This window comes from Bacteroides sp. 90-K9/2, from assembly GCF_047310725.1.
In the GTDB taxonomy this organism is placed as follows: Bacteria; Bacteroidota; Bacteroidia; order Bacteroidales; family Bacteroidaceae; genus Bacteroides; species Bacteroides vicugnae.
Genome location: NZ_JBCGVL010000001.1, coordinates 1,248,311 through 1,260,280 on the forward strand (window position 1 = coordinate 1,248,311; position 11,970 = coordinate 1,260,280).

Here is an 11,970-nt window from a genome sequence, read left to right on the forward strand (position 1 = left end):
TTCCTCCTTTTATTCTTGTGAAACAACAACAGAATCTATATAAAAGAATACACGACGATTGGTATCAGTACCCACCCAGAAAAGAGGATTGATAAGATTGTCGATGCGCCCATATCCGTCAACAGTATCGGCTGCAATGCCACGCATATCCCAAATTCTATCCTGACATTGAAACTCGACATATTCACGAAGCTGTGTGTCAAGTTTCAGACGCATGTATTGCCAATTGAGTTTACAGTCGGTCTCATTATAAATGAGTTTCTGATGACCATCTTTCAAATCCTTAAACCCATCGTGATCGCCATTAGGATAACGGCGGCCGAACCACCAAGGATCGACTCCCCTCTTACACCAGTCTCCGTCAAGCCCATAAGCCCAATCACGGTCGGTTATGTCTTCATTGGAATGTTCATACTGCCACTTCTGCATTAATTTGCCATCTACTGCATTGAGATAGCGAATTCCTACATGGTAACGCTTTCCACCCTCCTGTACATCGAATCCCATACCAAAGTCGCGGATGGAACTCTCGTGTAAACCCGGTTGCGGACGGTCACCGCCATCCACAACATCCTGCTCCGCCGTGTATGTAAACCAACATTCTATCTGCAAATATTTGCAGCCCGGACGAGAGAACGAAAGCCGCTTAATGGCATGTCCCAGACAACCTTCCGCTGGAATCTCCGTATAAAGAGCGGCAACAGGTCTTGTTGAAAGTTTAAGAGAGTAAGTGCCGGACATTGCCCCGTGAGTGCCCGGATACCTGAAAGTAGCGGAACTAAGCATGACCGGTGGCCACTGGTCTTTATTGACCAATGTCTTGGGAACATCAAAATCGGGATATTCCGTAAAGTTAGGCATCAATGTCATCCAGCCATTAAAGCCGGTGTTGAATACATCATAGCTCAACACCCTTTTCAATGGTTGATAACGACTGTGCAATAAAATTTCTCCAATGCTCATAATATCATTTATTTAATAAAGTTAGTACCCTGGATTTTGAACAAGTTTTCCATTCATTATCAATACATCATCACTTGGCAATGGCCACAAATAAATCTTCTCATCATACTTACGTTCACCATGCTGGACGATATAGGTCCCGTCGGCCATCGCTTCAAAAGAAGGAAATCCGTCTTTGTCAAATGTCGGAGTCTCCGGCCAAAACCAGTTGCCTGCCGCAAAGTATTCCTTTGCCCTGTTGGCTGTACGGGTAAATCCGTACATATTATGTCCGAAAGCATTCTCAAACTGATGCCAACGAAGCAAGTCGAAATAGCGAAGATTTTCCCATGCAAACTCCACACGACGCTCACGACGGAGCACTTTGCGCAATGCTGTCTGATCGGTTGTCGTGATGGACGGATAGTCGTTGGTTTGTGTACGGGTGGTGCCGTAAGCACGGGCACGGACATCGTTGATGCAAGCAAGGACAGTAGCGTCAATCTCCCCCTGTTCAATCTTAGCTTCGGCATACATCAACAAGACATCGGCATAACGCATGAGAATAACGGGGTTGTCGTTATACAAAGTAGTACGCCATGACTCTTGCGCGCCTTTGCGCAGGCAACAACCATTGTAAGCACAGTTGGAAGCATCCGAACCGCCTTTGGAATCTTTGTTTGTAATCATACGATTTTGCGTATAGTCCATAACTTCGAGTGCGTTTGGCGCAGGATTCCACTCAATACCATAGATACGGCTACCGGGAGCAGCAAATGTTTCCAGGCAACGGGGATCACGGTTGGCAAATGGATCGTGAGGATCAAAGCCACTGCCCGGTTCATCAATCGTCTTGCCATTCGTCATTTCGTAGACAGCAAGAAGTTCCCACGAAGGTTGTGCATTATGTGTACCGCCTGCCGTACGGGCAATAAAGGAACCGATAGCCTGTGTAGTAGGCTGACCGTTTTCATCCAACTCAAGGTCATTTGAGTGGACAACAGAGAAGATAACTTCTTTGCTTCCTCTTGTCTTGTCGCGGAAAAGCTCTCCATAATCAGGGGCTAAGTCATATACTCCCAGATCCATACAGTCTTGCGCAGCCTTTGCGGTGGTCCCATAGTCGTGCTGATAAAGAGCGGTACGAGCCTTGTAAGCATAAGCCGTTCCTTTGTCCACACGGGTGGCGCCGCTATTATTATTTGCGACCGGCAAATTATCTGCAGCATAGTCATAATCTTCATAAATTTGTTTCAGAACGACAGCTTTGTCGGTACGCCCCATCTCAAATGCTTCCTCCGGAGTAATCGAAGTCAGATAGAAAGGAACATCTCCCCAAAGAGTAATCAAACGTGAATAAGCAAACGCTCTGAAAAAACGAGCTTCGGCACGAAGCGTATTCAGTTCAGTGGTGGAATATTCGCCTTCAAGTTTGTCGAGTGCCTCCAAAATCCGGTTGGCACGACTAATGTTCTTATACGTGTAACTCCAAACAGTCTTGATATTAGGATTACTTGTAGAAGACGCATTCAGTGAACCTGCTGCAATGGTATAAATGTTGGTTCGTTGCGCCCAGTCATCCGTATTACGGTCCAGCGTCCAGCCTTCTTCTATAACAAAGAAAGTACTGCGATAAAAATCGTTCAACGAGATTCGAACTTCCTCCGGTGACGAAAACCAGTTTTCACTGGATGCAGCTGAAGGAGGATTCAGATCGAGGTTCACACAAGAAGTTACAGATAGAAGAGCTATCATGCAAATCGATACATGTATTTTTTTCATATTATGTAATTTTTTCATACTCCATTAGAATTTGATATCAACTCCAAACGTATAAGTGCGTGTGATATAGGTAGAAGCGCCTGCTTCAGGGTCCCATCCCGAAAGATAACTATCAAAGCAGTATGGATCATCGATATTGACGTACACCCGAAGTCCCTTGATTCCGACTTTAGAGACGATTTTTTTAGGAACTGTATAGCCAAGGTTGATATTCTTTATACGCATATAGGCACTACTCTTGAGCCAGTAATCCGACATTTTGTAGTTGTTGTATTCACCACCCTGATGGCTCAAGCGGGGATAGCTGGCTGCTGCGTTCTGCTCTGCAGTGTTATATACACTCCAATAATTACGGCTGCCATTGTCGTTCAGAAGAACTGACGGAGCCGGAAGCCATTGTCCCTGCATGGGGCGAATCATACTTTCGGTGAGGCGTGAAAGTTGTTTTCCGACACCATTGAAAAGTAGAGAAAATGAGATACCTTTCCAGCCCAAACTAATAGAACCTCCATATAGATAGTGTGGCAACGAACTGCCAAGCACTACTCGGTCGTATGTTTCATTGATAATTCCATCAGGAGTACCATCCGGACCGCTGACATCTACATATTTCACATCACCCGGTTTGGTAGAAGCCGAAAGCAAAGCACTTTCACTGACTTCCTCTGCGGTCTGGAACAAACCTGCAGTCTTATATCCATACCATGAGTTATATTCTGCACCTTCAGTAATAATGGTACCATCACTGTTAAACTGTTGCTTGCCGTTAAGATTATCTATAATAGACTTGTAATCAGAGATATTAAAACTTACCGCATAATTTACATCTCCGATACGGTCAGACCAGCCGAGTTTCACTTCCCAACCGCGGGTGTGCATTTTACCTACATTCCTGTCAGGTGCCGAGTAACCAGTAAACGACGGGATTGCCACCGACAAGAGCATATCTGTTGTTTTCTTATAGTAATAATCTGCACTAAAGTCAAGACGATTATTAAAGAAAGCGGCATCCACACCTATATCCCAGCTCTGTGTTTTCTCCCAATGGATATTCTCATACGCATAATCCTGTTGTGCGGCGGACATTGAGGATTGGGGCGTAGAGCCCGCACTGTCATACATAATGGCATTATTAAATGAAATGTATGTCTGATAAGGATAATTTCCAATCCGCTCATTACCGAGAGTACCGATAGAGGCACGGAACTTCAGATAACTTATCGGGGTTATGTTTTGCATGAATTTCTCATTAGAGATTACCCAACCAACCGATGCGGATGGGAAGAATCCCCAACGGTGATCCTTGTGAAAACGTGAAGATCCGTCTTCACGAGCATTGATCTGGAGGTAGTAACGGCTGTCGTAATTATACATGACACGGCCAAAAAATGAACGGTATGCATTCTGATAAGAATTACCGGCTACGGCAAGAGCATTCTTGTTCGCCAAATCAAGATAAGGGAAAGAAGACAAAGACATATCGTTTGTCGATCCCGACATCGTTTCATACGTATAGCTATAATCTTCATAACCAACCATGGCATTGAAGTTATGTACCTTGCTGAAGGTCTTGTCGTACGTAGCGATGAATTGTTTCTCCAATGATTTGATGTTACGGCGTTCTTCACTTAGCGAATTAGAAGTATATCCCGAAACATATCCCAGCATAACATCGGTTTCGTATGCATCGTAAACAGGTATGGCTTTTTTCATCTCCTTGATCGAAACAGTTCCAACGGTAGGAGTCAGATTGGCAGTAATAGTCAAATCTTTTATGGGCTTATAGCTCAACGAGAATTTACCGGTCATTGTGTTGGATACAGTCTTCTTCTCTCCGCCTTCCAATAAGGCGGCAAGCGTATTGCTAAGACTGCCGTCTTTACCGGGACCAACACGACCATCCGGATAAAGTCCTAAATAAATGGAAGGATACATATAAGCTGCACGAATTGGACTACCGGAAGTCGGGTCATTTTTCGTAGCATAACGTACCGAGAAATCGATAGAACCGGAAAGTTTATCACTAATCTTCAGATTATTACGTGAACGGATAGAGATTCTTTCGTGGTTTGAACCTTTATAAATAGCATCGGCATTTTCGTAGGTAGCGGAAGTGTGGCTCTTGATTACCTTGTTTCCATACGTCATGGTCAAGTTGTGCTTATGGCGCATAGCGGTGCTCGAAAGAATAGCATCTTTCCAATCATAGATAGGATATTGAATGGGATCATACCTGTTGTTGGTAGCATAGTTGTCGATGTAGTCCTGTGAATAGTTGGCAAACTCACCTCCTGCAGGATTACCGGCATCGTTCCACGACCATTCATTATACATTGTCATGTAGTGATAAGGGTCGGTCAGGAATTTCGGAAATTCGGTAGGAGAAGATAAGGAAATCTCTCCGTTATAACCGATCGAAAGTTGTCCCTCGGTTGCCTCCTTGGTCGTTATCAAGATAACACCGGCAGCAGCACGGGCACCATAGATGGATGCAGAAGCCGCATCTTTAAGTACAGTAATCTGCTGTACATCCTCGCTTGCTATATTATCGAGGCTACTGACCATCATACCATCGACAAGGATAAGCGGACTCGAATCAGACATTGTTGTCACACCACGCACCTGAACCGTAGCACTCGCTCCTGGCATACTACTCGAACGGGTAACCGTAAGTCCCGGAATCAGTCCTTGCAAAGATTGTGAAAGTTGAGACGTACTCTGTTTCTCGATAAGAGAACTATTGATTACACCGACCGCACCTGTAAGATCTTTCTTCTTTACAGATCCATAGCCGATAACAACAGTCTCCTCAAGTTGTACAGCATCCTCTTTAAGTTTCATATTTACTGCACTCTTACCATCCCATACCACAGTCTCGGTCACATAACCAAGATAACGAAATTCTATTGTATGGCCTAATTCAGCGCCATTGAGCGCATACTTTCCCGACATATCGGAAGTAGTACCCTTTCCATTGTCTTTATCGTGAATCACCACTCCGACAAGAGGACCATTGGTATCGCTAACGACACCCTTCATTACATTCTGTGCAAAAGCCAGATTGATTTGCAGGAAACATGCCAATAACAGGCTTAATATATATTTTTTCATACTATTTATTCTACGATTTCAAGCAATACATGTTCGTTATACTCTTTGATTGCCGCACCTGTTTCAGGGTTACTCGGATGTTGCGCTGAAAAACGTGTCTGGCCACTTGCATGTGTCCAATCAATATATTTTCCGGAATATTTAGAACCACTAAGACATAAACGACCCGCTTGTCCAAATCTTAACACAATCTCATCCATATTTTTAGTTGTAGTAAATACTCCTTCGGCAGGGATATATGCGCCATTGTTACTGGTATCAAGCAACATTCCAGCAAAGTTGTAAGTAATAGTCGCCGAATAATTAATTGGTGCACCCGACAATGTCTCTGTCGCACTTTCCTGAAGAGTCGAAGTCGGAAGAGCCGGTTTCCATTCCTCACCATCCTTGAACTCGATCATCCAGTAATTGGAACACATCGTTCCTAATTTGGTCACAAAATAGAAGTGAATCTTTGTGCCGGCAGGAATAATCGTACCTTTCATATCACCATAGACATACCAATAATCACCGGGAATAGCTCCTGATACATACGGATCACCATTACTACCCACGGCACGGTTACATACGGCATTCTGCGCTACATAAGCAGTCCGGTCGCATGCCCAATACTCAATTTTACCACTTCCAGAACTTGGAGCAATATACTTGCCATTGGTTCCCGGAAATACAGACTGGGCGTCATCATCAGCAAATGTTCCACTTGTGTTGCCGGTCAAACTTTTCAAGTCCCAGTCAGCCAAAATACCCGAGAAAGCATCTTGTACAAGAGTATAGATATAGTCTGTATCATCCAGAATAGTTACCGTTACTTTTATTGTCCGCTTAACAAATGTCTTGTTCTCCGGGAAAGTAAGTTTAATGTCACATTCACCTACCCCATTTGCAGGAGAAACAGTTACATCTGCATCTGTACAAACAGCATTCCACTCTTTATCGCCAAAGACTTTGAACGAAGATTCTGTTGTAGTTGCGTCGATCGATTCGGTGGTAGGACTGATGCCTTTCGGAACAATCATCTTTTGGGTAATAACCAGCTTTAGAGGAGTTACATCATCACCAATGAAACGAATGGCACCGACACGGGAACTAGTCGATAAATTTTCAGAGACTTTGATTGTAAATTTAGTTATCTCACCTTGCGTCTCATACGAATCAACAACTGCCCAATGGCTATCACTTCCTTCGGTCTGGCAGTCGTTATTGACTCTGTAATAGACATTTGATGAAAGGTCAACGGTGAAAAGCCCACCTTCTGCTTCTACATCAAGTGTCTTTGCCGCGAGTGTCATATACGGATCATCCGAGTTATGACAAGATGCAAAAAGCACAAGCGACACACTTGCAAACAATAACATCTTTAAATTCATTTGATTAGTATTTAGGGTTATTAATAATTGACTAGCTATACATTTTCAGACGTCTTGCATATATAATTCTGTATATCACATAAGCAAATATCATGGCAACCATCAGTACGATGCTTCCTATTACGATCCCTTTGACCGCAAGCGTCTTCGGATCGCCAACAATAAGCAGACCAATCAGCAAGAGCGCAACGACACCAATGGTGATACAGAAGCAATTAACAGCCAAATGTGAATAGATTAATACCGCTTTCTTCTCCTTTAATGTCGGTTTGCGATCGGCTTCAGAATCAGTATATTCACAAATAGCTTGATAACCATTGTCTTCATACTTTTTATATGCCGACCAAACTTCCATTATCGCAAGGATAAGTACGGGAAGTACACAACCGGAAACAGACTCTATAAGGCTTGGACTAATAACGGAGGCGGGAATTATGACGCGAGCCATAATACCAACGAACCAAGTAAGAATCATTGCGGTTATAAGTTGATTGCCTGTCAGCCGCTTCGAGAACAGTCCCCATATCGACGGAATATATAAAGGACACATCACCATTGTAAGAAGGGTTACTACTACCTTTTCGGCACCTCCGGCAAATGGTATTAACATCGACAAAGCGATTATCACAATTCCAAAGATAAATGTAAATAGACGTCCTACTTTTATACGCTTTTTTTCATCCGCTTGACGGTTTTTCTCTTTATGTCCCCAAATATCATAGGTATATACATTGGCATACACATTCAAAATGCCCGAAACATTGCTCAATGTGGCCGATAACATCGCCGCCAACATCATGCCGACCATTCCTTTCATGAGTACAAGTTTGCTCATATTCACATAAGCGTGTTCACCGTTGAAAGTCATTGTAGTTGTATCCAAATCAAGCGCAAGTCCGGGTTCCATCACACGGTAAATCATGGTAGGAAGATACCAAATGAGAGGAGTGACGAGATAAAGAATTCCTATTAAATAAGTACTCTTTTTCGCATCTCTTGTAGTAGGTACGCTTATGTATCGCTGTACAAACGGCCAGTCGCCGCCAATCATGGACACATTGAGAAATACCCACAGTAAAAGCCACCCCCATGTATAGGTCGGAGATGTACCCGAGAAGAATCCCGGTATCTCATTTGCCTTATCAATAAATGCACTTACACCTCCAACTGCATTAAATGAAAGAGGTATCATAAATACAACCACGACCAGGAGCACTCCAAACTGAATTACATCAGTCATTAGTACCGCAAGAAATCCTCCAGCAATGGTATATCCAAGAGCGATAGCACCAAGAATGAGAAGCGCCCACCAAATACTAAAGTAACCCGTCGGTGAATCGCCCATCATACCCGTACTTGCAAAAATACTGCCACCATCGACTTTAATTAATGCACACATCACAACCGCTACCGCATACAGAGACACTGCCGTATGCACCGCACGGGCTACAATCCCTGAAATCGTATAAAAACTTACTGTACGGTGTCCAAACCGGATGGTGAGGAACTCCCCCGGCGATTTGATACGTAGCTCCCGCCATTTACCCGAGATCCATTTACCGACAATAAACGATGCTACGCCAAGGCAAAGTGCAACGACTACCGCAACAAGTCCCGACTTATAAGCGACACCTCCCCAGACAACAAAGGTACTTGCCGAGAAGATGGTCATATAAGAAGAGACTCCCGACAACCACCACGAAGAATTTCGCCCGGCAATAAACATATCCTCGGAGTTTTTGATTTTCCGGGACATCACAACACTCACGGCAATCAATCCGAGAAAGTAGAGTAAAATAATAATATAATCTAACTGTTCCATATTCTTTATATAATTGCTCCAATTTTCTTCAATTCCTTTATGAGATTGTGAATATCAGCCTTTTGTACTGTCACACCTGCCTTTATACATTGTGCAGCTGCCACTCCTGCGGCTTGTCCTACCCCCATACAACTTGCCTGAACGCGAAGTGACGCAAAGGAGATCTTATCGGCACTAATACAGCGTCCTGCTACGAGCAGATTCGGAAAATCTTCAGCTATAAGAGCACGAAAAGGTACATACGCTGCTTTTTTAAGGAAAGTTACGCTCTGTTCCGCACCTGCTGCAACATGAATATCTATAGGATGTGCACCGCGTGATACGCTATCAGAATATTTATAAGCATTCACATATTCTTCTGCTGTAATAGTATGTACACCTTTGATACGGCGTGTCTCACGAATACCGGCATGTACAGCGACTGTCGTCACATAACTGTTTTTAAACTCCTCAAAGTTCTCTTTAAAGATTCGTGCTATTTTAAATACGTCTTCTCGCAAGCGACATTCCGCTGCGGTAAAATTTCTATTATCGATGGCATTTCCTGCAGTACGGGTTATATTAACTGTTACTTCACCCGGGCGAAGAGTGGTGCAAAACCAAGGACCTCCGAACTCGGGGATGCCAAGTGCCTCTTTCATTGCCAAAAGTTTCTCACGAACTGCAATGCAATGACAATTCTGCCCTTGTTTATTATGGTGCATGGCATCGATTATCATGGGCGAATCTGTATCCACGCCTCCTAATATAAAATAGGTGGAAAGAGGTTGCAGAGGTTTACATTCATCTGTTTGCATCGGAACGCCCGCCATAGCGGCAAGGTCGCCATCCCCTGTACAATCGATATACATATCGGCACTGATGGCCTCTGTCCCATTCTTATTCTCAAAGAGGATACAGGATATTTTGCCGTCTTTTGCCTGACAACCACTTAAGTAGGAGTGCATATACATATTCACACCGGCTTCCTGCATCATTTGCTGACATAAAAGCTTATAAAGCTCCGGATCAAAAGCTACATTGCCAAGAGGTTTCTCAATGATACAGCCTCCCATCTTCTCCAGCCGTTCGATAAATTCCCATGGAATACCACCTATCACCTTTTCATTATTATAAGTGAATACACTTAAAGGAGTAACAAGCCCCATTGTAGCCATTCCACCTAAAAAACCATATTGTTCCACAATAGCTGTTTTCGCACCACTGCGAGCAGCTGCAATTGCCGCTATAAAACCAGCAGGTCCGCCACCACAGACAACTACATCATAGTTGCCCACAATTGGAACCTGTTTCGCAATTTCTATACTTTGTACTTTCTTGTCCATGCTCGTTTTTTATCCTTTAATTTAAACGTTGGTACCAAATTTATAATGAATCGTCTTAAAATCAATCATATATATTAATTATTACCGGTTCAAATAAGTGGTAAACTTTGATGTGCTTTCGACCGCACTTACAAGAAAAGAGATGTGTTTTCATAGTTTCTTTTTCTTTAGTTCGACATCATGTTGGTGTAACAAAGATAAAGAATGAGAGCTTGAAAAAAAGTTTTTTCCTAACTCTTTTGCCTGCAAACGATTGCGGGAACGTTCCCAAAATCTGCAAACGTTACAAAAACATTGCACAAAAACAAATGGGATTTGTATTTTACTCCAATATTAGGATTTATTGATTGAAATCGATATCTTTGCTTTGATTTAAACAATCATTCAACATGAAGTATATAACCATTAAAGACATCGCTCGGCATTTGTCAATATCCGTTTCCACTGTATCTCGTGCGCTGGGAGATGACAAGAATATCCGTAAAGAAACGAAAGAAAAGGTAATAGAAGCGGCTAAAAGATTGGGATATAGGCCAAACCCTGTAGCAATCAACCTTAAATATGGACATACTAATACCGTGGGAGTGATAGTTCCTGAAATGGTTACGCCGTTTGCTTCACGAGTAATAAATGGAATACAAGAAGTACTTCACACCAAAAATATAAAGGTGATTATTGCAGAGTCCGGAGGAGACCCGGAAAAAGAAAAAGAGAACCTACAACTGATGGAAGGCTTCATGGTGGATGGCATCATCATCTGCCTTTGCAGTTATAAAAGAAACAAGGAGGAATATGCTCGTTTACAGCAAGCAGGAATGCCTATGGTGTTCTACGATCGCATTCCCTATGGGCTTGAAGTCCCGCAGGTAATAGTGGACGATTATATGAAATCATTCTTTCTCGTAGAAAGTCTGATCCGAAGCGGACGCAAACAGATTGTTCATATACAGGGACCGGACGATATTTACAACTCCATTGAACGTGTCAGAGGATACAAAGACGCTTTAGCTAAATTCGGAATTCCTTTTGATAAGAATAATATGCTGATAAAAACCGGCATGACTTTTGAGGAAGGGAAAAAAGCTGCGGATATATTAGTGGAAAGAAATATTCCTTTCAATGCAATTTTCGCTTTTACAGAAACATTGGCCATTGGAGCTATGAACAGATTGAGGGAACTTGGAAAAAAAATACCCGAAGAAATCGCCATTGCCAGTTTTTCAGGAACAGAACTTTCCAACATAGTTTATCCCAAATTAACTACAGTAGAACCACCTTTGTACCAAATGGGAAAAAGCGCAGCCGAACTGATTTTAGAGAAAATCAAAGATCCGGCATCTCCCAATCATTCAATCGTGTTGGATGCGGAAATCAAAATGCGTGCATCGACGCCCAATAAATAACCGCCCTACTCAATAAAAGCAGGGCGATTTTCTTGTATCTACATTTCTATTCTTTTGGCAACATTGACAAAGGATATATTCTACTTGCATATTGAGACCACCAGCTATTTTCTTTATAAGTATTTACTGAAGTATCAGGCACATAGATCTTACATATTTTACTAAAGTTATATCCCAAATCACTACCTTCTACTGTTGGAGGTGCTACCGATCTA

7 protein-coding genes are annotated in these 11,970 nt (G+C 42.8%); 1 reads left to right on the forward strand and 6 read right to left on the reverse strand.

Translation table 11 applies throughout. From position 1 onward, the window contains the following. Positions 1 to 9: 9 nt before the first annotated feature. Genes AAHJ11_RS04900 through AAHJ11_RS04925 form a run of 6 tightly spaced genes read right to left on the reverse strand, consistent with a single transcriptional unit; the run spans position 10 to position 10,352 of the window. Positions 10 to 963 (reverse strand): DUF6772 family protein, encoded by a 954-nt coding sequence (locus AAHJ11_RS04900; RefSeq protein WP_320974505.1) that lies wholly within the window; start codon positions 961 to 963, stop codon positions 10 to 12. Positions 964 to 984: 21 nt separating this feature from the next. Continuing rightward, positions 985 to 2,724, reverse strand: a complete 1,740-nt coding sequence (locus tag AAHJ11_RS04905) for a RagB/SusD family nutrient uptake outer membrane protein (protein ID WP_320978720.1) — start codon at positions 2,722 to 2,724, stop codon at positions 985 to 987. A gap of 24 nt (positions 2,725 to 2,748) precedes the next feature. Next, the gene (locus tag AAHJ11_RS04910; protein ID WP_320974503.1) at positions 2,749 to 5,835 is read right to left on the reverse strand and encodes a TonB-dependent receptor; all 3,087 of its coding nucleotides are present in this window, start codon (positions 5,833 to 5,835) and stop codon (positions 2,749 to 2,751) included. Positions 5,836 to 5,840: 5 nt separating this feature from the next. Continuing rightward, positions 5,841 to 7,205 carry a BACON domain-containing protein gene (locus tag AAHJ11_RS04915; protein ID WP_413579133.1) on the reverse strand — a complete coding sequence of 455 codons (1,365 nt, stop codon included), beginning with the start codon at positions 7,203 to 7,205 and terminating at the stop codon, positions 5,841 to 5,843. A gap of 31 nt (positions 7,206 to 7,236) precedes the next feature. Then, positions 7,237 to 9,027, reverse strand: a complete 1,791-nt coding sequence (locus AAHJ11_RS04920) for a sodium:solute symporter family protein (protein ID WP_320974501.1) — start codon at positions 9,025 to 9,027, stop codon at positions 7,237 to 7,239. A gap of 5 nt (positions 9,028 to 9,032) precedes the next feature. Continuing rightward, complete coding sequence (locus AAHJ11_RS04925) at positions 9,033 to 10,352, reverse strand: FAD-dependent oxidoreductase (RefSeq protein WP_195650586.1); 1,320 nt, start codon at positions 10,350 to 10,352, stop codon at positions 9,033 to 9,035. Positions 10,353 to 10,741: 389 nt separating this feature from the next. Here AAHJ11_RS04925 and AAHJ11_RS04930 point away from each other — a divergent pair, with 389 nt between their 5' ends. After that, positions 10,742 to 11,755, forward strand: coding sequence for a LacI family DNA-binding transcriptional regulator (locus AAHJ11_RS04930; RefSeq protein WP_195650587.1), 1,014 nt, complete (start codon positions 10,742 to 10,744; stop codon positions 11,753 to 11,755). The last annotated feature ends 215 nt before the right edge of the window (positions 11,756 to 11,970 follow it).

Excerpts from the sequence above, each read along its gene's own strand:
- AAHJ11_RS04900 (WP_320974505.1), bottom strand. The coding sequence starts at position 963 with ATGAGCATTGGAGAAATTTTATTGCACAGTCGTTATCAACCATTGAAA.
- AAHJ11_RS04905 (WP_320978720.1), bottom strand. The coding sequence starts at position 2,724 with ATGAAAAAAATACATGTATCGATTTGCATGATAGCTCTTCTATCTGTA.
- AAHJ11_RS04910 (WP_320974503.1), bottom strand. The coding sequence starts at position 5,835 with ATGAAAAAATATATATTAAGCCTGTTATTGGCATGTTTCCTGCAAATC.
- AAHJ11_RS04915 (WP_413579133.1), bottom strand. The coding sequence starts at position 7,205 with ATGAATTTAAAGATGTTATTGTTTGCAAGTGTGTCGCTTGTGCTTTTT.
- AAHJ11_RS04920 (WP_320974501.1), bottom strand. The coding sequence starts at position 9,027 with ATGGAACAGTTAGATTATATTATTATTTTACTCTACTTTCTCGGATTG.
- AAHJ11_RS04925 (WP_195650586.1), bottom strand. The coding sequence starts at position 10,352 with ATGGACAAGAAAGTACAAAGTATAGAAATTGCGAAACAGGTTCCAATT.
- AAHJ11_RS04930 (WP_195650587.1), top strand. The coding sequence starts at position 10,742 with ATGAAGTATATAACCATTAAAGACATCGCTCGGCATTTGTCAATATCC.